This is a genomic window from Curtobacterium sp. PhB190 (assembly GCF_004365385.1).
Lineage (GTDB): Bacteria > Actinomycetota > Actinomycetes > Actinomycetales > Microbacteriaceae > Curtobacterium.
In genome coordinates, this window is record NZ_SODN01000009.1 from 22,708 (window position 1) to 42,907 (window position 20,200).

Annotated in this window: 21 protein-coding genes; 20 read left to right on the forward strand and 1 reads right to left on the reverse strand. The window is 69.2% G+C overall.

Features of this window, described 5'->3' with window-relative positions; translation table 11 throughout:
• Positions 1-3: 3 nt before the first annotated feature.
• The 18 genes from EDF47_RS15380 to EDF47_RS15465 all read left to right on the forward strand — a co-directional run bounded on the left by EDF47_RS15380 (position 4) and on the right by EDF47_RS15465 (position 14,178).
• The gene (locus EDF47_RS15380; protein WP_131881560.1) at positions 4-618 is read left to right on the forward strand and encodes a hypothetical protein; all 615 of its coding nucleotides are present in this window, start codon (positions 4-6) and stop codon (positions 616-618) included.
• A 19-nt stretch (positions 619-637) separates the two neighbouring features.
• Positions 638-1,012: a hypothetical protein gene (locus EDF47_RS15385; protein ID WP_131881562.1), complete on the forward strand. Its 375-nt coding sequence runs from the start codon at positions 638-640 to the stop codon at positions 1,010-1,012.
• A 29-nt stretch (positions 1,013-1,041) separates the two neighbouring features.
• Entirely contained in the window at positions 1,042-1,752 is a 711-nt protein-coding gene (locus EDF47_RS15390; RefSeq protein ID WP_131881564.1) for a hypothetical protein, read from the forward strand.
• Complete coding sequence (locus EDF47_RS15395) at positions 1,752-3,251, forward strand: hypothetical protein (RefSeq protein WP_131881566.1); 1,500 nt, start codon at positions 1,752-1,754, stop codon at positions 3,249-3,251. Before EDF47_RS15390 ends, EDF47_RS15395 begins: the two co-directional genes overlap by 1 nt.
• Positions 3,248-4,873, forward strand: a complete 1,626-nt coding sequence (locus tag EDF47_RS15400; RefSeq protein WP_133938602.1) for a hypothetical protein — start codon at positions 3,248-3,250, stop codon at positions 4,871-4,873. The genes EDF47_RS15395 and EDF47_RS15400 overlap by 4 nt, the downstream gene beginning before the upstream one ends.
• A gap of 43 nt (positions 4,874-4,916) precedes the next feature.
• A complete protein-coding gene (locus EDF47_RS15405) occupies positions 4,917-5,153 on the forward strand; it encodes a hypothetical protein (protein WP_131881570.1) in 237 nt (78 codons plus the stop codon).
• Positions 5,146-6,561 (forward strand): hypothetical protein, encoded by a 1,416-nt coding sequence (locus tag EDF47_RS15410; protein ID WP_131881572.1) that lies wholly within the window; start codon positions 5,146-5,148, stop codon positions 6,559-6,561. Before EDF47_RS15405 ends, EDF47_RS15410 begins: the two co-directional genes overlap by 8 nt.
• Positions 6,558-7,112 (forward strand): hypothetical protein, encoded by a 555-nt coding sequence (locus tag EDF47_RS15415; protein WP_131881574.1) that lies wholly within the window; start codon positions 6,558-6,560, stop codon positions 7,110-7,112. Before EDF47_RS15410 ends, EDF47_RS15415 begins: the two co-directional genes overlap by 4 nt.
• Before the next feature lies 1 nt (position 7,113).
• On the forward strand, positions 7,114-8,190 hold the full coding sequence (locus tag EDF47_RS15420; protein ID WP_131881576.1) for a hypothetical protein: 1,077 nt from the start codon (positions 7,114-7,116) through the stop codon (positions 8,188-8,190).
• A complete protein-coding gene (locus EDF47_RS15425; RefSeq protein ID WP_131881578.1) occupies positions 8,187-8,933 on the forward strand; it encodes a hypothetical protein in 747 nt (248 codons plus the stop codon). Before EDF47_RS15420 ends, EDF47_RS15425 begins: the two co-directional genes overlap by 4 nt.
• A complete protein-coding gene (locus EDF47_RS15430) occupies positions 8,930-9,175 on the forward strand; it encodes a hypothetical protein (RefSeq protein WP_133938600.1) in 246 nt (81 codons plus the stop codon). The genes EDF47_RS15425 and EDF47_RS15430 overlap by 4 nt, the downstream gene beginning before the upstream one ends.
• Positions 9,172-9,891 carry an HNH endonuclease family protein gene (locus EDF47_RS15435; RefSeq protein ID WP_133938598.1) on the forward strand — a complete coding sequence of 240 codons (720 nt, stop codon included), beginning with the start codon at positions 9,172-9,174 and terminating at the stop codon, positions 9,889-9,891. The genes EDF47_RS15430 and EDF47_RS15435 overlap by 4 nt, the downstream gene beginning before the upstream one ends.
• Positions 9,892-9,902: 11 nt before the next feature.
• Positions 9,903-10,265: a hypothetical protein gene (locus EDF47_RS15440; RefSeq protein ID WP_131881583.1), complete on the forward strand. Its 363-nt coding sequence runs from the start codon at positions 9,903-9,905 to the stop codon at positions 10,263-10,265.
• A complete protein-coding gene (locus EDF47_RS15445; protein WP_131881585.1) occupies positions 10,262-10,558 on the forward strand; it encodes a hypothetical protein in 297 nt (98 codons plus the stop codon). Before EDF47_RS15440 ends, EDF47_RS15445 begins: the two co-directional genes overlap by 4 nt.
• Entirely contained in the window at positions 10,555-11,085 is a 531-nt protein-coding gene (locus tag EDF47_RS15450; protein WP_131881587.1) for a hypothetical protein, read from the forward strand. Before EDF47_RS15445 ends, EDF47_RS15450 begins: the two co-directional genes overlap by 4 nt.
• Positions 11,085-12,758, forward strand: coding sequence for a TraM recognition domain-containing protein (locus EDF47_RS15455; protein WP_133938596.1), 1,674 nt, complete (start codon positions 11,085-11,087; stop codon positions 12,756-12,758). The genes EDF47_RS15450 and EDF47_RS15455 overlap by 1 nt, the downstream gene beginning before the upstream one ends.
• The gene (locus EDF47_RS15460; RefSeq protein ID WP_131881591.1) at positions 12,755-13,447 is read left to right on the forward strand and encodes a hypothetical protein; all 693 of its coding nucleotides are present in this window, start codon (positions 12,755-12,757) and stop codon (positions 13,445-13,447) included. The genes EDF47_RS15455 and EDF47_RS15460 overlap by 4 nt, the downstream gene beginning before the upstream one ends.
• Before the next feature lie 281 nt (positions 13,448-13,728).
• Entirely contained in the window at positions 13,729-14,178 is a 450-nt protein-coding gene (locus EDF47_RS15465) for a hypothetical protein (protein WP_131881593.1), read from the forward strand.
• Here the strand turns inward: EDF47_RS15465 and mobF are convergent, their stop codons facing one another.
• A complete protein-coding gene (gene mobF / locus EDF47_RS15470) occupies positions 14,179-18,789 on the reverse strand; it encodes a MobF family relaxase (RefSeq protein ID WP_133938594.1) in 4,611 nt (1,536 codons plus the stop codon).
• A gap of 188 nt (positions 18,790-18,977) precedes the next feature.
• On the opposite strand from mobF, the gene EDF47_RS15475 reads away from it, so the two are divergent.
• The gene (locus EDF47_RS15475; RefSeq protein ID WP_131881597.1) at positions 18,978-19,364 is read left to right on the forward strand and encodes a hypothetical protein; all 387 of its coding nucleotides are present in this window, start codon (positions 18,978-18,980) and stop codon (positions 19,362-19,364) included.
• Positions 19,361-19,993, forward strand: a complete 633-nt coding sequence (locus EDF47_RS15480; protein ID WP_133938592.1) for a hypothetical protein — start codon at positions 19,361-19,363, stop codon at positions 19,991-19,993. Before EDF47_RS15475 ends, EDF47_RS15480 begins: the two co-directional genes overlap by 4 nt.
• Positions 19,994-20,200 lie beyond the last annotated feature (207 nt).

Here is a 20,200-nt window from a genome sequence, read left to right on the forward strand (position 1 = left end):
TCCATGCACACCCGCTCCCGCATCGCGCTCACCAGCGCCGCGATCGCCACCCTCGTCCTCGGCCCCGCGGCCATCAGCCACGCGGACACCCTCGACCCCGGCGTTGTCGCCGCCGTCGACGAGCCGACCGACCCCACTCTCCCGGTCGATCCGACCTTGCCCGTCGACCCGATCCCGGCGGACCCGATCCCGGTCCCGACCGACCCAACGGACCCGACCGACCCGGGCACCGACCCGACACTGCCCGTCGATCCGGTCCCGGAGCCCTCCGAACCTGCACCCGCAGACCCGACGCCGGTCGACCCGGAGCCCGCGCCAGCAGACCCAACGCCGGCACCGTCGGAGCCCGCACCGGCAGACCCGACGCAGCCGAGCGACCCGGCACCGGTAGCACCGACCCAGCCGACCGACCCCGGCACGACCTCGCCGGCACCGTCCGCGTCGGCGCAGCCCGCCGCACCGGCCCCGGCGCCGTCGGCCTCCGGATCGTCGTCGTCCTCGGCCACTGGCACCGGCAGCACCGGTGCTTCCCAGACCCGGGGCAGCAGCAGTGCAGCCCCGACTCCCCAGCACACCACTACTGACCCCGGAACGGCCCTCCCGGTCGTCGCCGGCTAACCCAGAAAGGCCTTGTCTCATGAGCGCACTCCTCGCCCCGGTGATCAACATCACCACCAGTGCCGTCGTCGCAACCCACACCCCGTTGCACGTGGTCGCGGGTAACGCCGACATCAACCCGTTCGATGGCGTCAAGCCGGACCCGTCGTGGCTCGGTGACAACTTCACCACCCAGTGGAAGCTCGCGCTCGGCGGCATCTGGTTCGTCGTGATCCTGTTCTGCGCCTTCTTCCTCCTCCGCGCCGTCACGTCCCTGCGGCACTTCAAGAACGCGAAGATGCCGCAGAAGGCCGAGCAGGCCAAGGGCGCCGTGATCGGCACGTCCGTGATGACCGGCGCCGCGGTGATGGTGCCCGCGATCTTCGGCTTCATCCTCAGCGCCGTCAACGGCTGATCCGTCCACACCAGCGAGGGGAATCGCCCATGAGTAAGCAGCCCGCAACCAGCACCCGCCGCCGCCGGAAGTGGTGGCTGATCCCAGTCGCCATCGTCGCCGCGGCGGTGCTGGTCGGTGTCGGCGTCACCGTGACGAACCTCGCCTCGCCGAACACCACCCGCACCCCGGCCGGGGCGAGCACCAAGGCCCCCACGGGCACCGGCAGTGCCGCCCCGGTCCAGGGCGTCGACTACGCGTCCGGCTGTGTCGCCGGCGTCGGCATCACGTCGAAGGATCTGCTCGAGCTCCGCGAGCAGAAGCAGTTCACCCCGGCCGGGGCCGCGGAGTTCCTCGGCGCATTCATGCAGCTCTACAGCGCAGCGGACCCCGACCGTCGACCGAACCTGCGGGAGACCGTCAACGACGTCACGGACGGCACCGCCCACTCGATGCTCGCCGCGTCGGACCTGTCGAAGTCGGGCTACGACGACGGGCAGACGCACGGCGTCGACCTGTCCGGTTCGGCGTACCTCGTCCGGGACAGCACCGACACCACCGTCACCATCGCGTTCGCCGGCCTCACCACGACGAACGGCAAACCCGACCCCGCCGAGGACAGCGCCTCCCAGTACCAGTACACGGGCGGCACCTTCACCCTCACCACCAGCGCGCAGGGCTGGGTCATCTCCGACGCCGACCCCTCTCCCGGCTGGGACGAGGGCCTGACGTCCGGCACCAAGTACAAGGAGGGCTGCTGATGGCATGCCAAGGAGGAGCAATCGTCTGCGGCAGCGGTAACGCAGTCGCCACAGGCCTGTCGTGGATCTCCGGCGTCTTCGCCAAGGGCAAGGGCGTCGTCGAGGGTGTGAAGAAGGGCATCGAGTTCGCCCAGGACCCGCTCGGGTTCATCACGCAGCAGATCCAGGACGCCGTGCACGCCGTCGCCGGGGTCCTCATCCCGTGGCTGCTCAGCGCCCTGCACCCGAACTACGACGCGCAGTGGTGGCTGAAGTCCTACGCGGTGTCGTTCTCGATGTCGATGTTCGTTCTCGCGCTGCAGCTGCTGTTCATCACCCTGCGCCGCAAGAACGGCTCCCTCGGCTCCAAGCAGCTGATCGAGTCGATCTTCGTCGCCGCCCCCGCGTTCCTCATCGGTGCCGCCTTCGGCCCGGTGATCGGTATCGCGTTGACCAAGGTCTTCACCGCGGCCGGCGACTCGATCGCGGAGTGGGCGGTGAACTCCACCACCCAGGAGTTCTTCACCAAGATCGCCGAGCTCGCAGCCGACGGCGACGCGGGCGCACTGCTCGGATCGGCCGTGGTGTCGATCGTGGTCCTCGGGACCCTGTTCCTCAGCCTGCTCGGGGTGGCGTTCATCTTCATCCTGCAGCTGGCCACCCAGTACCTCGTCGGCGCGGTCCTGCCGCTCGGGTTCGTGTGGATCGTCAACCCGGACACCCGGAAGATCGGCAAGGCCGTCCCGGTGATCTGGCTCGTCATCGGGATCACGCAGGTCGCGCTGATCCTCCTCGTCGGTCTGGCGTTCCGGGCCATCAACGGGATCTCGATCACCGCTGATCCCGGCACCCTCGGCAAGCTCGTCAACCCGATCCAGACGTTCGTGAACCTCGCCGTGCCGGCGGTCATCTCCTTCATCGTCGTGTTCGCGCCGCTGTCGATGCTGAAGTTCATTCCTCGCCCCGGCGGCGGTGCCGGAACCGCCCGCGGTAGCGGGTTCACGCCGCCGCAGGTGGCACCGCAGATCCCGAACATGCCCTCCCACGCGCCGCAGTCCGCGCACCAGACCGCAGCCGCCCAGCCCGGCGGACAGAGCGGCGGTGGCGGCGGGTATCAGTGGAACATGCCGACCGCGCCGGCGGAGCCCGCCGGCGGGTACGGGTACGGCGGCTCCCAGATCGGCGCTGCCGGCAAGGCCGCCGCCGGCGGCGCCGGTGGTGGTGCTGCTGGTGGTGGCGGGCTCAACGTGACCGCGAACGCTGCCGGGACCGCCGGGAAGCACGCCGTCGGCGGTGCGGCAGGGGCCGCCGGGAAGGCCGGCGTGGGCGCTGCTGGCGCCGGCGGTGCGACCGGTGGTGCGGCGGCCGCGGCCGGGACCGCGTCGACCGGTGTCGGTGCGCCGCTGGCGGTCGGGATGCTGCTGGCGAACTCGGCACTCAAGGTCGCGCAGCAGGCCTCCCAGGCGGCGTCGACGGCCGCTGAGCAGGCCGTCGACCACGGCACCCACCAGGAGGCATGAGCATGCGTACCTCGATCATCGGCGGCGACAGCGCCCACCGTGGCCTGTTCGGGGGCCGGATCTCCAAGGCCCGCCTCTGGGCCGTCGGCTCGAGCATCGCGCTCACTCTCGTGCTGGTGTTCATCATCGGCCTGTGGGCACTCGCAATCGGCGTGGTCCTCATCGGCCTTGCCTGGTTCGCGACAATCGACACGGCGAACAACACCATCCTGCAGCGCCGCATGAAGGCCGCCCGGTGGAAGGAACGCAATAAGCGCGGGACCACGAAGTTCGTCCCGTACGACCAGGACGGGTGGGACATGCTCACCGACCGGTGGGCGGAGGCTGCCACCCGCGAGGAGAAGCGGGACTCCATGCAGGAGCTCCACGCGATGCGGGACAACCCGGACGGGGTCACCGGGATGCTGTGGCTGCAGGACGGCGTCGGCGAGCCCGGCATCCAGTGGCACCAGACCCCGGAAGGGGAGGAGTACCTCGCCGTCACGTTCGCCACGACCGGGCAGGTCACCGGCATCGAAACCGACCAGGTGTTCGACGTCGCCTCCGCCGGGTTCTCCACCGTGCTGGCATCCCTCGGCGACCCGCTCGGGTTCGCCAAGCGGATCCAGTCGATCAGCCGGGACATGCCCACCGACTCCGCCCAGCACGAGGCATGGATGGCCGAGCACGGTGACCCGTCGGTGCCGGCGAAGCTGCTGCACTCCTACAAGGACGTCATCGACGGCGTCGCCGCCGGCCAGCTGATGCAGCGGCCCATGTTCACCGTGTCGTGGCCGGTCACCGACCGGTTCGTCAACCGCGCCGCACGGTTCGGCGACGCCGCCCTCGGGTGGCGGCTGTTCATGGCGAACGAGATCGAAGGGATGCGGCGCCTGCTCGTTGGGGCCGGCTTCGAGAACGTGCACGCCCTCTCGGCCCGGCAGACCGCTGCCGTGATCCGGCACATGCAGCACCCCGGGTTCCCGATCGACCAGGTCGCCGACGTCACCCCCACCAGCGGGTGGTTGCCCTCCGAAGACGCCTGGTCGTACACCACCTACGTCGGCGCGCCGAAGGGCGGGCAGGTGTCGGTGTCGCTGTCCAGGACGGCGCGGGTCACAGCGAAGAACCTCGAGGTGATCGAGCGGAACGCGCTGTGGATGGCGCCGCTGCTCGGCGGGATGCAGCAGCAGGTCGTCCGCACCATCGCGTGGCACATCGAAGGATCCCCGCAGGACGAAGCCCGCCACCTCGCCGAACAGGACCGGGTCTCCGATACCGCGGACCAGATCAAGCGCCGCAAGGACGGCCAGCTCGAAGACGTCGCGCTCGACGTGGAAGCAGACGCCGCCGCGCGCCGACACATGGACCTCAAGCCCGGTACCGGGCACGCCGGCGCGAACTGGGTCGGCTACATCACCATCACCGACGGCACCGAACGGGGCCTGGCCGACGTGTCCGAGCTCCTCGAGGACGCCGCCAGCCGTGCTGGCATCCGGAAGCTCGAATGGCTCGAGGTCGACTCCGCGACCGCGAACGCGTTCACCTGGCCCGTCGGCCGCGGCATCGCCCCCGCGAACGTGTCGATCGGCTCCAAGGTCGAACAGTTCGCGCAGGGCAAGGAAGCGAAGGAAGCCCTGTGACCGGCCGCATCGCCACACCCGCTGAACGAACAGGAACCAACCGATGAACACACCAGCCTTCATCCGCCACATCCCGTCCAACGGGACCTCGACGCCGCCGACGACCACCGCGCAGACCCGGTTCCTCGACACGTCCATGCTGCCGCCCCGCCGAGTCGTGCGCCTCGGAAAGTCGACCGTGATGGCCGAGCTCGCCGAGTACTTCGGCACGCCGAACCAGTTCGTGCTTGGCGAGAACACGCGGAACCTGCTCACCGAAGGGAGCGAAACCGATGTCTGATCTGGCAACGCTCAGCACGGACGAAGCGGCGCTACCGGTCGGGGACTGGGAGTTCCCGCGCCTGGAGCCCCGCGGCTACGTCGAACCGCGCCGGTGGCCGCTGAAGCGCACCGGCTACTACGGCGGCCCCGTCAAGGGAGCCCCGTCGACATCGCGACAGGCGGAGATCCTCAACGGCGCGATCCTGGAGTCCCCGATGCAGTTCGAGGGCCTGCTGTCCGGGGTAGAGACGCTGTCGAAGACCCCATCCGTGAACGACCCCTTCCAGGCGTACGCGATGGGGAAGGTCGACTCGGCGAACGTGGTCACGATCGGCGACGTCGGGGTGGGCAAGTCGACGCTGATGAAGTGCGACTACGTCCTCCGCGCGCTGACGCTCCTCGGCCGCCGGGTGGTCGTCGTCGACAAAAAGCAGATCTCGCCGACGCAGCCGTACGGGGAGTACACCACCACCGCCGAGGCTGCCGACGGCACCCGCATCCTCCTCGCTCTGGGCAACCCCGAGGGTGTGACGATCAACATCCTCGACCCCGCCCTGTGGCAGACCCGTGACGTTCCCGGGATCGCCGGTGCGCTGCAGGTGCTGCAGCAGACCGCGACGCTGCTGAACGAAGGCACGCCGCTCGACACGTGGGAGTTGAAGGCGCTGCGGATCGCGCTGCAGAACGGGGTCCGACAGGCCAAGGACCGCGGCCGCGTCGCGAACATCTACGACGTCCTCGACCACGCCGGCGTCATCAGCGATGAGCTCCACAAGCAGCTGAGCCCCTCCGCGCTCGAGCGGATGCACGAAGCTGGCCTCACCGTCCGGTTCATCCTCGAGCGGCTCCCGGAGGAACTGCCCGGCCTGTTCGACGGAGACACCTCCTCGAGCGTCAAGCTCGGCAAGAAGCTGACCGTGTTCGACATCTCCCAGCTGCCCGAGGACGGGCCCGCGGTGTCGATCGCGATGATGCTCGCCAACGCGTGGACCCTCGGCACCATCCGCCGGTCCGAGGAAGGGTGGAAGACCACGTTCTGCGTCGACGAGGGCTGGTTCCTCGTCGGCGGGCCGATGGGGAAAGTCATCCAGTCGAACGCGAAGCTGTCGCGGAACTACGGCCTGTCGAATGTGGTGAACATCCACCACATCTCCGACATTCCCGCCGACGACCCGGCGGTGGCGTTCATCAAGGAAGCCGGCACGATGCACCTGTTCCGGCAGTCGAAGGCCGACGACGCGGTCGCGGCCGCGCAGATCGCCGGCCTCAAGCCCGGCGCCGCCGAGCAGCTGATGACGCTGCCGAAGGGGCAGCACTTCAAGAAGGTCGGCCTCGACGCCGAGGTGCGGATCGCGCACTTCCGGTCCGAGCTCGAGAAGGAGATCACGGACACCTCCGCCGCGCTCACCGGGACGGTGACGAAGTGACCCGCCCCAGCGTCGCGATCGCGACCGCCGTGGTGATCGCCGCCGCCCTCACCGGATGTGCCAGCACCGACTCCGACGCGACGTCGTCGCAGCCGCAGGTGTCCGTCCCAGGAGCAGCGCCGTCCGCGACAGCCACCGCGGATGCCGAGCAGCCGAAGATCACCGGCCCCGGCCAGGTGACCGCGTCCGCGCAACCCACCGCCCCCGCCGACGCGGAGGATGCCATCACACCCGCGCAGGAAGGCGCCGCGACGGGAGCAGCCTCCGGGTTCGTGTCCGCGTACGTCGACAAGCGCGTCACCGGTGACGCGTGGGCCAAGGGATGGATGCCGTACCTCACCACGCAGGCGCAGGCCGCGTACGAGGGCACCAGCCAGCAGGCGGTCCCCGGCACCACCCTCTCCGGCACGGTGCAGCTCGAAGACGGCGGCACCAACGGCGCCGCGATCGTCGACGTCCCCACCGACGCCGGCACGTACACGGTGCAGCTCAACCAGGTGAACGGCTCCTGGAAGGTGCTCCGCGCGATCCTCCCCGGCGAGGACGGCTGACATGGTCAAGTTCGTTGTCGGCGCCGTCGCGGTCATCGTGCTGTTCATCGGGATGCTCCTCGGAGCCTCCGGTGGCAGCTCGTCCGCGGCCGCGGCGTGCGGCACCGGCGCCGGCGACACCGGAGCGGTGACGAAGGACCTGCCGAAGAAGGTCGGCACGTGGGACGCCGACCAGGTGAAGATGGCCGCGCGGCTCGTCGCGGCCGCGCACGAGGTGAAGGTCAACGAGCAGGCGACCACGATCGTTGTGATGACGGCGATGGGTGAGTCGTCGCTGACGAACCTGAACCACGGCGACGCCGTCGACAACACCACCATCGGTGTCCTGCAGCAGGACTCCAGCTACGGAGAGCGCGCCGACCGGTTGAACCCGGAGAAGGCCGCGAAGGCGTTCCTGGCGAAGCTGGTCAAGGTCCCGGACTGGGAGACGCTCGAACCGACGCTCGCCGCGCACAAGGTGCAGGTCAACGCCGACCCTTACCACTACGCGAAGTTCTGGACCGGCGCGCAAGAGATGGTCGCCGCCGTCACCGGCGCCGCGACAACGTCCGGCTGCGACGTCTCCGGCGACCAGGTCGAGCTTGCGAAGACGCTCAAGGCTGCGTGGGTGAAGGGCACCTTCACCGACACGTACCACCCGCAGATGGTGGAGCAGGAAATCCTCCCCATCGTCGACGGCACTACGAAAGACGGCTGCCAGGTCGACACTCGCATCCTGCAGCTGCTCGTCGCCGCGCTCAACAAGTACGGCTCCGTGCAGATCTCCGACATGAATCGTCCCTGCGTCGGCATCGGCACGCACTGCACGTCGGGGTCGCTGCACTGCAAGAACCCGGCCGTGGCCGTGGACTTCAACGCCGTCGGCGGGAACGTCCTCCTCGGCTCCGGGAAGCAGGACATCGAGTTCCTGCAATGGCTCGACACCGTGATGCCCCACGGCTCCCAGGCAGGGCAGGTGCAGTGCCGGCCCAACACGCAGCTGTCGAACCTCCGGCAGTTCTCCGACCCCTGCTCGCACCAGCACATCGACCTCGGCTCCACCACGGAGCCCTTGACCCTCGGCAAGGACGCCTCATGAGCAGATTCGGCATGCCACTCGACGCAGCCGCTCTCGACTTCGCGAGCGTCACCCAGCTCCGCGATGACACCCAGATTGCCTGGGGGGAGCTCACTGCGGCGAAGTCGCACATGTACTCCCCGTCACTCGGCGCGGCCTTCCCCGACTACACCGTGTTCCCGGACCCCACTCGTCCGGATCGTTTGTACGTGTTCCGAAGCGTGCCGCGATCGCTCGACACGCACAAACCGATCCATGTGGGAACCAGGACCCTCGGCGCGGCGCTCGAGTGGATCGACGCAACCGAACCGGTCTGGCGTTTCGAAGTCGGAACCGACCTCGATCCCCTGGATCCAGATGGTGACCGCTTGTCACCGTCATTGGCTGTTTGGACGGGCCCGATTGTCGATGCCGCCTTTGTCCCCGCAGCCGGTGGTCACGGCAACCTCCGCGGCCGGATTGTGTTCCGCAATCAACTCTCCGACCGGACCAACATCGGGGACGAAGACCCCGGGCTGCTGCCGCACCCGAAGATCATCCTTGAACAGCACCCGTCGTGCCGCGAGTGGACGCTGCGGTCCGGCCCGCAGATGCCATCCGAACTACACGAGTCGGGCGCGGACCTCCGAACCCTCGATGATGTGCTGACTTGGGCGGTGCCCTGGCTCGCAGCCGCTGCTGATCTTCCCTACGCGCTTGAGGTGCAGTCATTCGTGGTCTCGACGCGCGGGCCCGGGCACCCGTTGACGGTGCGGGTCTGGTGAGCGTCGTGGGGAAGATCGTCGACGCTGTCACGGGCGGGGTTGACGAGGTGCACCGGACCGTCGCCGCGTACAAGGCCGCCCGAGAAGCACGCGACCTCGCGATCGCCGAGGCCGCCCTGACGGTCGGCCACCACCGTGTCGCGCAGGAAGCCGGCCTCTCCCCATCGCGGGTGCGGCAGATCCTCCACGACGTCACTACGCCGCAGGACCACCACGATGACCGGGAAGGGGGCCCCCAGTGAGACGCCGCACGAAGCAGCAGCTCGTCACGGCGGCCGCCCTACTCGCGGCCGCGGCTGTCGGCACGATCGCCGCACCCTACGCGCACCCCACGACCGCGACCGGCGAGATCCGGTCGACGTCGACGGGGCAGCCGTCGCCCTCGAGCACGGTGTCCGCGGCCGAAGCGCTGCGGGATCTCCGCGGCCTGGAGATCTCCGACGCGTACGTGCCAGCAGACTACGACCGGAACGCGTTCGGTCAGGCGTGGGCCGACACCGACCGGAACGGCTGCGACACCCGCAACGACGTCCTCCGCCGCGACCTCACAGCCGTTGTCACGAAGCCGGGCACCCACGGGTGCGTCGTGCTCTCCGGGACGCTCCACGACCCGTACACGGGCCGCACGATCGTCTTCGAGCGTGGGAACACGTCAAGCCTCGCCGTGCAGATCGACCACCGCGTCCCGTTGTCCTACGCATGGCGGCACGGCGCCGCGTCGTGGACGGCTGCGCAGCGTGAGCTGTTCGCCAACGACCAGGCGACGAACCTCGTCGCCGTCGACGGGCCCGCGAACGAAGAGAAGTCCGACTCCGGGCCCGCGGAGTGGATGCCGGCGAACACCGGCGACGCCTGCAGCTACGCGGCGTCGTTCGTGACCGTGGCCACGAAGTGGCAGCTGTCGATCGCCACCGACGACGAGCACGCGCTCGCACGCACCCTGACCACCTGCAGCTGAAGGACACGACGATGACCGACAAGCCCGTTGACACGGACCGTTCCGACGCACTGCGGTTCGGCATGTCCCGTACCCGCGTGGTGTTCCTCATCCTCGCCGTGGTGCCCGTTCTCGTCGGCATCGGCTGCGGGGTCGAGTCCTTCCGCGCAGGGTGGCAGCCCTACGTGGCGTATTGGGGCGCGCCGATGCGGGCCGTTCCGGCCAACGACGCCGCAACCGCCTGGTGGCTCGCGGCAGTAGCGGCCGTCTGCATCGGGGCCGGAACAGCGATCAGTGCCACGGCGCCGAAGCCGTTCGTCGCCGCCGCGTCGATCGCAGGTGTCTACAGCGTGATGACCGCGCTGTTCTTCCTCGTGCTGGCGGCGATCGCATGAAGCGGCCGACAGCGCCAGTGCCTGAGCCGCGGGCGACGGTGCGCCGTGGCCGGCTGGCGATCGCGCGGCTGTGCCTGCTGCTCGGCGCTATCTGCGCGATCGCGGCCACCGTGGTGGGGCTGCCCGTCGTGCAGCTGCTCCCCGGCGGCGTCACGGGCCCGGTGGAGCTGCATCTGACCGCGCAGGCGGTGTGGGCGCTGCTGGGCGTCGCCCTCCTCATCGCCGGCAACGTGATTGTCGCCGGCGAGTTCGACCGCATCGACTGGGAATGGCAGCTGGAGGACCTCCTATGACCCCGATCCCCACCGAGTGGGACATCACCCACACCTGCGGGCACACCGTCCGCAAGAACCTCTCCGACAAGCCCGCCGGCCAACGCGCCGGCACTGCCCGGTGGTTCGCGAAGAACCGGCAGTGCCCGGAGTGCGAGGCAGCGCAGCGCGCCGCTGAGGATGCCGAGCTGCGAGCGGAAGCCGAGCGGGACGGCATGCCCGAGCTGGTCGGCAACGACGGCGCCGTGCGGTGGGCTGTGCGGATCCGGCAGGAGTTCCTCCGCGCATCGTTCCGTGAGCTCGTCGAAACGAACCTCGTCGACGCCGCGGTGTTCCAGTCCGACGTGCTCGAGGCAGCCCGCCGGGTCACGGCCGCGCGGTGGTGGATCGACAACCGAGAGATCGCCGCCGTCGACCTGCCCGAGCTCCTAGCCGAGCCGGGCCCCGGCGCGATCGCGAAAGCACCGGCCGCACCGGCCGCTGCATCATCCGACCCTGCACCCGCCGCCGGCTGGGTGTCGTTCTTCGACAAGGAAGCGAACCGCTGATGGACACGATGAAGGAATTCTGGGCGTCGGCGCAGGTGTACGTGTGGATGGCTGTCGTCGTCCTCGCGGGCTGGACCGGCCTGCACATCGCCGCCGACCAGGACCCAAAGGTCGGGCACCTGTCGTGGAACCCGCTCGACGTCGCTCTCACCGCGCTCAAGGGCCGGTTCCGAATGCCGGAGAACGGCATCGTGTTCACCATCGGCGCGATCATCGTCGCCGTGGTGATCCTGATGGTGCTCTGGTTCGCCGTCCCCGCCATCTGGCGCGCAGCGTTCGGCCCGTCGAAGCCGAAGGCCGAGGAGGGCTTCGCCGGCGTCCAGGAGCTGCAGGACCGCGCCGAGATCGGCCACAAGGTCGAGACCACCGAGCCCTACGCGTACATCGATGACCACCCGATCCGCGCGACAACCGAAGACGTGGCCACCGTCGTCGCACCACCCCGGTCGGGCAAGACGATGCGGCTGGTCATCCGGCTGATCCTCAAGGCGTTCGGGCCGGTCGTATCGACGTCGACGAAGCCCGACGTCGTCCGGCTCACCGCCTGGCTACGGTCCAAGGTCGGCACCGTGCACGTCTTCGACCCGGAGGGTGTCACGAAGTGGCCGAACCGGGTCAAGTGGAACATCGTCGCCGGCTGCGAGGACGACATGGAAGCCACCCGGCGGGCGAAGGCGATCATCGCCGCCCGGCCGCTCGAGGGCGCCAGCAACGCGGGCTTCTTCGCCGGCACCGCGCAGACCGTGCTGCAGTGCCTTCTCCACGCCGCCGCGCTCGGCGGCCACTCGATGCGCGACGTCGTCCTGTGGTCCAAGAACTTCACCGACGACACCCCGTACAACATTCTGCGCGACCACCCGGACGCCGCCCCGGGATGGCTGTCAGACCTGCGGAAGTTCTGCCGGTCCAAGGCGCACGAAACCGTCGACAGCACCGACATGAGCCTCCGACTCGCACTCGGCGCGCTCGGCATGCAGAAGATCCTCGACGCGGTCTGCCCGGCCGAAGGCGACCAGGTATTCGACGTCGCCGCGTTCATCGAGTCCCGCGACACGCTGTTCCTGCTGAGCGAGTCCGGGGACGCGTCGCTCGCGGCGCCGGTCATCACCGCGCTGGTGTCGACGATCGAACGGGAGGCCAAGGCCAAGGCGACCCACTACGCGACGAACCGACTGCCGAAGCCCCTCACGTTGGTCCTCGACGAGGTCGCGAACATCGCACCGATCCCGGGCCTGCCGGCGCTCATCACCGACGGCGGGGACCGCGGCATCATCACCTGGGCGATCCTGCAGGACCCCAAGGATGCAGAAGCACGATGGGGGAAGGCCGGCGGAAACAAGATCCTGAAGTCCTCGAACCTGTTCATGGTGCTCGGCGGCCTCAAAGACGACGACTTCCTGGAGAGCCTGTCGAAGCTGTGCTCCGAACGGGAGGCCGAGCGGGTCGGCACGACAGAGTCGACCAACGGCACGTCCACGTCGACGTCGACGTACAAGGAGCGGGTGCTCTCCGCCGGCGCGATCTACCAGCTCGAGCCGGGCAAGGGGCTGCTGTTCTACCGCGAGCTCCCGCCGGCGATCGTCGACCTGCCGGGCTGGTGGGACGAGGCCGACAAGGACAGCATCGAAGAGGGCCAGACGTGGGCGCTCAAGCAGGAAGGGATCGCAGCGTGACCGACGACACGAGCACCCCCGAACCGATCGACGAGGGCGCGGCCGCCGAGCAGCAGCCAGAGAGCCTAGAGGACAAGGTCCGCCGCCTCGAGCAGCTCGTCGCCGGGATCCTCCTCGCAGACGCCGGCGCCGCCGCCGACGACGAACCGGAGGTACCGCACATCGGCGCTGCACCGGTCGCCGAGACGTCGGTCGCTGACACCGGCGGGCCCTGGAACTGGGTCGGCGTCGACACCGAGCGCCGGACGGGGCTGGCCGAGGAGCTGACCGCGTTCGTGCACTGGCTCGAGGAACGGTACCTGCGGCACCTGAGCAGCGAGGAGTACCAGTTCCCTGCGAACTGGTATGAGAACCCGGTCGTGGTCGAGGTCCTCACCGCGGTCATGGTCGCGCGGCAGGCGGCCTACAGCGACATGCTGGCGGACCCATCGTCGGCGCTGTCCGAGTGGCACGAGCGGGCGCTGTGGCCCGCCCTCGAACGGCTGCAGTCCCTCAACGTGTTCCACGACAACGGGTTGGTTCCTCGGAACCGACCGGCGGTCACAGCCGATGACGCAGCGGCACAGCTCGGCAAGGCGGCCGAGGTATCGGTGCGCGCCCTGTCTACCGGCGCCGCAGATCCCAGGACCGGGGAGGTGCCGACGGGGCCAGCAGACCCAGCGACGGAAACGATCAACGTTGTTGCATGACCCCGGGTTGACGGAAAGAGTCGGGTAGGACACCATCTGCCTGTCGGTACGACCGGCAGGAAGATGGGGGCACCATGCCAAATGGCCAATGCACCGCGAAGGTGACCGGTAAGCACTGGAGTCCGCTGGCGGAGGCGCGCTGCCCGGCCTGTGGGCCGAGGATGAGTGCCTCATCGAGCTGGTCCCCGCGGACTGCTGACTGGCCCTCGAGGCGAGGATCGGTCTCCACTTCGGTGCCCTCGGCTGTGCGGCCAGCACAGCCTCGCACCAACTATGGCGACATGTTCCAGCATCACATTGATGACCTGTCCGATCAGGTGCTTTCGCTCATGCTGACCGCACCTGACGCGCGAGTGAAAACTGCAACAATCGACCTCATCACGGCGCTTACACCGTCGAGCGAGACACCACCCAAGGGCAACCACCTGCTCTGCGTGCTATTCGAACACGTCGCAATCGGGCTTAGCGAGTTGATCGATGCTCCAAACGCTGTCATTCGAACCGTCGTGGGCAGCAAAGTCGGCGGATCGCGAATTCTGGCATCGGTAGTGCGGGTTCTTCTCATACGTGCAATGGCAGCGGTCGGCCCTATGGCACCGCTGCTACCGATCCGACTGAAAGCATGCGCGCTCGCAATAGCCTTCTGCCCCGACCAAAATAATCACCGATCGCTCGATAAGACGTGTGGTCTTCCACTATTTGAGGCAGGCGCTGAAGCAGCTGACGCCTAGTTAGAGGTGCCGCTGTGGGCCGCCCTGGTCGAGGCGCGGTCCCGACTGGTCGTAGGTGTTCCGCTTCGCGGCCTCGGCCTGCTGCTCGGCCTCGCGCGCCGCGGCCGCCGCCTCGCGTGCGGCGGCGGCTTCCTGGCGCCGGCGCAGCGCGTCGGCGAGGGCGTCCGGGTTGTCGGCCAGCTTGCGGAGTGCGTCGGAGGCATCCGCGGTCTGTTTTTCAGCGGGACCAGCTTCGGGCTCAGCCATTTGGGCTCGGGGGTGCTCGACGGCGACGCGCTGCTCGGTTTCCTCACGGGCGTCAGGCGCTTGGCCCTCGACGACGTCGGGCTGCCGCTCGGGCTCGCGAGCGTCGGAGGGGTCTGGGGCTGCTCGTTCGGCCGAGGGGGCAGGGGTGTTCCGCTCGACGCCGTCGCGATCGCGCATCCATCCAGTGCGGCGGAGGTCTTCATGTGCCTGTTCCGCGGCCGCGAACGCGTGGCGGGTGTCGCGGTCGACCATGCCCGGGTCGGTGAGCCGGTAGGCGTCGTCTGGGATGCCGTAGGTGTCGCGGTACGCGGCCACGGTAGCGACCTGCTCGCGCCAGGTGTTGCGGGCGTCGCCGTCCGCCGGCTGCGTGCCGTACTGCGCCACCCAGGCGGGCTTCTGCTCGAGGAGCCGGTCGACGTCGACGACGGCGGTCGTCTCGGGCAGCGTCGCCGCCGCCGTGGTGCGCGCTGTCGGGTCGATGCCCATCCGCTCGAGGGCGTTCGCGGACGCCTGCTCCCGAGCGATGCGGTCCTGCTGGGTGCGGAGGTCGAGCCCCGCTGCGCGGGCGTCCTGCCATGCCTGGACGGCGTGGGAGCCGCGGGGTTCCTCGCTGAGGACGGCTTCGCTCGCGGGCACCTCGAACGCTTCTCGGTAGGCGACGATGCGGCCCATGTTCTCCCGCCACTGCTCCGCCTGCGCGGGGTCCGTGGGGATCCGGCCGAACGGTTCTGCCCACGCCGGCGGTTCGGCAACGACCTGGTCGACGAGGGAGGTGATGCGGTCGCGCATCAGCTCCTGCTGGCCGTGGAGCCAGGTCCGGACCTCGGAATCGCCGATCCGGTCGTTGAACGGTGTGACCCACTTCGGGAGGCCGTCGACCGGCTTGAGGTCGGTGCCGATCGTGGTCGCTGGGCCAAGCCGCCACCAGCACACGCGGGCCGGGGACTCGATCGGGTCGATGGTGTCGAGGTCGCGCGGGCGGACGAGGCCCTGCAGGCGGTCCTGGAGGGCGGTGCCGGCGAGATCGTGGTCGACCAGGCGCGCGGCGAACGTCGACCATGCTTCGTCGTCGACGATGCGGCTCGCGAGATCCGCGGGCAGGGCGTCGCGGACGGCCTGCTCAGCGCGCTCGAGTGCCTTCGGGTCGAGGGCGGTGACGCGGCCGTGGTCGTACTGCGGCAGCAGCGTCGTGAGCGAGTGCGCGGTGTCCTGCTCGGCCCGCAGGGTCTCGGTGGCGCTCTTGGTCGCGCCCTCGCGGCCGAGGACCTGCTCGAGGGCGCCGCGGATCGAGTTCTCCCGCTCGTCGTCGGTGTGGCCGGAGGAGTCCAGCGGCTTGTCGATGACGACGTAGAGGCGGTTCTCCTCCTTCGCGCGGGTGCTGTCGACGTAGAGCTCTTCGCGGGTGGTGCGGTCCGGGTCGATGACGGCGCCGCCGGTGGAGACGGTGTCACCCTGGGTGCCGTGGCTGGTGCGTGCGTAGCCGAGCTGCACGTGCTCGTCGACGTACTCGAGCGGGAGCGTGACGGTGCCGCCGTGCAGGTGTGACTTCGCCATGACGCCGTACGGGCCGACCGCAGTGACGGTCCACATGGCGTTGTTGGTGACCCAGTCCTTGCCCTGGTTCATCCGCAGCGACCGGTCCGTGTTGCGGGTCAGGATGACGTCACCGGTGCCGACGGTGTTCCCGTCTGCGAGCAGCCGTCCGGCCTCCTGCACCTGGCCCAGGGCGACGCGGTCGGCGCGGGCCCGGGCGTTCAGGGCGGACACTTCCTCGTTGGTGCCGGCGATCATCAGCGACGACTTCCCGGCGGTCGTGTCGGCGTGCCAGTCGGTGTAGATCCGGTCCATGACTTCGTCGCGGGTACCGGCGAACACACGACCCCGCTCGATGTAGAAGTCGAGTCCGGTGGTGTCGCCGGTGCGGAGCTTCAGGGAGGCGGCGGCTTCGGCGGTGGCGTGCTCGCCGGTGAAGCGGTGCACCTCTTCTAGGCGGGTGACGGTGGTCTCGCGCTCGAGGAGGCGGAGGACGCCGCCGGCGCCGATGGAGCCGTGCTGTGCGGGGTCGCCGAGGGGTCGGAGGGCGGCGCCGTGCTCGTCAGCGAGGGCGAGGAGACGTCCCATGAGCGGCGTGCCAGCCATGGATGCCTCGTCGACGAGAAGGAGCGTGTTCGCGTCGATGCGGTGCTGCTCCGCCACCGGCCGTCCGCTGCGCTTCGCGTTCGCGTGCGCCTGCAGGAGCATGTCGGCTGTGTCCGCTGTCGCGCCGAGCTCGCGGCCGAGAACTTCCGCCGCCTTGCCGGTGGTGCCGAGCGCGAGGACACGACCACCGCCCGCCTCAACGGCGTAGATCGTGGCGCGCATCGCGGTGGTCTTTCCGGTGCCGGCAGGGCCGATACCGGTCTCGATCCGGTGGCCACCGGTCGCGAACTGCCGGGCGAGGTTGATCTGGCCGGCGTTGAGCTCGTGGTGTCCGTCGGCGATCGCGCGGTCGTTGAAGCGACGCATCGCGTCGTCGAACGCCTGCGGCTCCATCGCGAAACCGCCCCGTGTGCGGGCAGCATGGAGGATCGCTTCTTCGGTGCGGAGGGTCTTCTCGGAGGTGAACTCGTCGGCACGGTGGATCCGGAAGACGCTCTCACCGTTGCTGCGCTGCAGCTGCGCAGGCGTGGGGTTCAGCTCCGGCGGGGTGAGCGAGATCGACCGCTGCACCGCGGCGGCGGTGATGTCACGGGTGAGGGCTTGGACGTCCTGCCCGGTGGCCTGCGCGACGCGGCGTGCGACGCGCTCTGCCTCGGCTTGCAGGTGCGAGTCCTTCCACGTCGACCGGTCCTGCTCGACCCGCGTGACGACGAGATTCCCGAGCTGCTGCACGCTCTGCCCAGCGAGCAGATCCTGCGCTGGCATCGCCTTCGACTGGGCGACGATGCCCGCCGCCCACCCGTCGACATGCACCTTCTCGGAGGCCGCACGACGCCACTCGGCGACCTGGTCCTGCTCCGACGACGGGGGTGCTTTGTGGTCGCGGGTGGCGAGATTGGCCTGCTCGTAAAGCTTGTGCTGGATGTTCTTCGGCGGAGTGTGGCCGTGGGAGGCCACGTACTCGTCGACGAGCTCCGCGTACGCCTGCTCGATCCCGACGCGGCGGGAAGAGAAGCCCTCGCGGAGGCTGCGATCGACGCCCATGATCTCGCGCACGTCACGCTTGCCGGCACCCCGGGACTCGTCGACGAACTGCACACCGAGACGGTTCCGCAACTCTTCCTCGACGAGCGAGTTGTACCGCTCGGATGCGGCGACACCGAGGCGGTGCAGCATGCGCCCGTCGAGCGATCGCCACTTGCCATCGACGCCCTCAACCTTGGTCGAGACGGCGACGTGGGTGTGCAGGTCCGGGTCACCGGTGCGGGAGTCGCGATGCTCGAACGCAGCGACGATGAGACCCTTCGTCTCGACCTGCGCGACGCCGCCGGCACCCGTCCGGGTGAACGCTGCTTCCTCCTGCAGGAACGTCATCGCACCCTGCCACGCAGCCTCATGGGAGGCGTGCACCTCACGTGCAATGTGCGCCTCACGAGGGTCGTTCCGGTCCGCCAACGCCCACAGCAGAGACACCGACTTGACCGGGCTGAACACCAGGTCGTAGCCCGCGACGGGCTGGCGCGGCGGTGTGCCACGCTCGGTCAGGAACCGTGCGACCTCACCGGTCGTGGCCTCGCGGCCGAGCGCGCCGCGCAGGTGATCAGCGGCGAGGTTGTGCTTCACCAAGTCGCGCTCAGGACCGGTCTCGGGGTTCCGGCCGACCTCGTCACGGAACCCCTGGTAGCCGCGGGAGACCTGCTGCTTCCAGTCCGGAACACGGAGCGCGACGAACCAGGAAACCTCGTCCGATGTGGCCGGGCGACGCAACGACTTCTGCAGCATGGCGGACGCGACGTCGGCCTTGATGCCGGACAGTTCCGCGTCCGCAGGGGCGCGCTGGTGGTCCCGCTCGAACGCGACGGACGCGGCGTGGATCTGCACCTGCCACTCGGTGTCGGGGTCGTTCGTGGTCATGAATCGACGGCCCAACCGGGCGGCGTCGATGGCCTCGGAGGCGGACGCGCCGGCGGCGATCTGCTCCTGAATGAACGCAGTTGCGTCAGGGCGCAGCCCCTCGCCGAAGAGGGCCTGCATCTGCTCTGCGGACACCTGCCCGGACACCCCCAGGGAGGCCAGGCCGTTGCCCCACCACTGGCCGGGCTTGGCGCCCTCAGCGGTGTAGTAGTCCGTGAGCTCTTCGCTCCGTCGGACCTGCTGATCGCCCGCAGCAACCTGGTTCGTCAGATATGAGTATCCGTCACCTGCGTGCAGGACGTGCACCGTCATCACGAGCGATCACCTCCTCCCACACCCCCACCGTAGCGGGTTTTGGAGGACCACACACTGTTAGTGCAAGAGGTGTGTAAATTCGGTAGTGTGATGTCAGGCGGTCGGTCAGACTTCGTCAGCACCTACCAAAGCTGTCGTTGCGATCGTCGGAACTCGTTGAGGGGACCAGCGAGAGGGAACCAACCATGGCTCGAACCAGCACGAAGAAGGACAACCGAGAACGAGCACGTCAGCGCCGGGCGGAACTGGACGCTGAACGAGCCCGACGTGACGCCGCGATCGAAGAAGCCGCGTCGACGTTCTTCGACGCCAACGACGATCGCGAAGAACTCATCGCCAAGCTCGACGCGATCGACGTAGACCGCGCCCTCGCTGTCCAGACGCTCGTGGAGCTGAAGGAAACCAACCCGCGGATCGCACAACTGCTCGACATTCCGGTGGCGGAAGTGCGCCGCCTGCGAGACCTCGGCGCGGAGTCCGCCAGCGCGAACGATGGCGCGGCATCGGACGTGGAGGCCATCGAGGGTTCCGCGGCCGCGGAGCACGCGAGTGAAGCCGGGCGGGCGGCGTGAACATCGGAACGGCGATCGTCGCGTCCGCGATCGGCGTCGCGTGGATCGTCTGGTACCTCGGGTGGCGACTTCGCAGCCGAACGGGTCTGCGCCGAACCGACCGAGCGCGTCGCGCGTCGAACGCCGTGATGGGGTGGGCGGCGTTCGAAGGGCTCGTGCTGACAGGCACGCTCGTGTGGACGCCGGCGCTCGGCGCGGTGCTCGTGCTCCTGCCGCTCTGGTTGGTGTTGCGCGGAGTGATCGCGATCGTGGACCGCAGCGCCGAGCGCGCCGCGCAACGTCGCGACATGCTCAACGGGTACCCGCCGGAACCGCGACCGGTCAGCTGGGACAACGTGCCCATGGTGGTCGTGCTCTGGTGGTTCGCGATCGCGTACGTCGGGGTCTTCCTGACGGTGGTGTTCCTCGTCGCGTTCGCCGGCCCCGACGCGCTCGAGTCGGACCTCTCGACGAACGTGCTCATCGGCAGTGTCGCCGTGTGTGCCGTCCCGGCAATCGTGATCGGCGTGGTCCGCAAGCTTCGCCGCGATCAGGCCATCCGCGACTTCCAAGCCCTCACCGCCGGCATCGAATCGCGAGTGCGGCTCGCTCAGGGCACGCACCCGGACGGCCCGCGCGACGAGCAGTAAGCAGCGCCGCCCGCGCGCAAGCGGGCAGGCAAGATAGGAACCGCCGGGCCGCGGTGCCGCGACGCGCGGGGCGCTGTGGCCGTTAGGGATGAGGAGCTGGACGATGGGTGCACGAGCCGCGATGGTCATCACCTGCGACGTCGCCGGCTGCGACCAGGTCATCGTCCCGATAGCCGGACCCGACGACAACAGCAGCCGCACCGAAGC

Excerpts from the sequence above, each read along its gene's own strand:
- EDF47_RS15380 (WP_131881560.1), top strand. The coding sequence starts at position 4 with ATGCACACCCGCTCCCGCATCGCGCTCACCAGCGCCGCGATCGCCACC.
- EDF47_RS15385 (WP_131881562.1), top strand. The coding sequence starts at position 638 with ATGAGCGCACTCCTCGCCCCGGTGATCAACATCACCACCAGTGCCGTC.
- EDF47_RS15390 (WP_131881564.1), top strand. The coding sequence starts at position 1,042 with ATGAGTAAGCAGCCCGCAACCAGCACCCGCCGCCGCCGGAAGTGGTGG.
- EDF47_RS15395 (WP_131881566.1), top strand. The coding sequence starts at position 1,752 with ATGGCATGCCAAGGAGGAGCAATCGTCTGCGGCAGCGGTAACGCAGTC.
- EDF47_RS15400 (WP_133938602.1), top strand. The coding sequence starts at position 3,248 with ATGAGCATGCGTACCTCGATCATCGGCGGCGACAGCGCCCACCGTGGC.
- EDF47_RS15405 (WP_131881570.1), top strand. The coding sequence starts at position 4,917 with ATGAACACACCAGCCTTCATCCGCCACATCCCGTCCAACGGGACCTCG.
- EDF47_RS15410 (WP_131881572.1), top strand. The coding sequence starts at position 5,146 with ATGTCTGATCTGGCAACGCTCAGCACGGACGAAGCGGCGCTACCGGTC.
- EDF47_RS15420 (WP_131881576.1), top strand. The coding sequence starts at position 7,114 with ATGGTCAAGTTCGTTGTCGGCGCCGTCGCGGTCATCGTGCTGTTCATC.
- EDF47_RS15425 (WP_131881578.1), top strand. The coding sequence starts at position 8,187 with ATGAGCAGATTCGGCATGCCACTCGACGCAGCCGCTCTCGACTTCGCG.
- EDF47_RS15440 (WP_131881583.1), top strand. The coding sequence starts at position 9,903 with ATGACCGACAAGCCCGTTGACACGGACCGTTCCGACGCACTGCGGTTC.
- EDF47_RS15445 (WP_131881585.1), top strand. The coding sequence starts at position 10,262 with ATGAAGCGGCCGACAGCGCCAGTGCCTGAGCCGCGGGCGACGGTGCGC.
- EDF47_RS15450 (WP_131881587.1), top strand. The coding sequence starts at position 10,555 with ATGACCCCGATCCCCACCGAGTGGGACATCACCCACACCTGCGGGCAC.
- EDF47_RS15455 (WP_133938596.1), top strand. The coding sequence starts at position 11,085 with ATGGACACGATGAAGGAATTCTGGGCGTCGGCGCAGGTGTACGTGTGG.
- EDF47_RS15465 (WP_131881593.1), top strand. The coding sequence starts at position 13,729 with ATGTTCCAGCATCACATTGATGACCTGTCCGATCAGGTGCTTTCGCTC.
- mobF (WP_133938594.1), bottom strand. The coding sequence starts at position 18,789 with ATGACGGTGCACGTCCTGCACGCAGGTGACGGATACTCATATCTGACG.
- EDF47_RS15475 (WP_131881597.1), top strand. The coding sequence starts at position 18,978 with ATGGCTCGAACCAGCACGAAGAAGGACAACCGAGAACGAGCACGTCAG.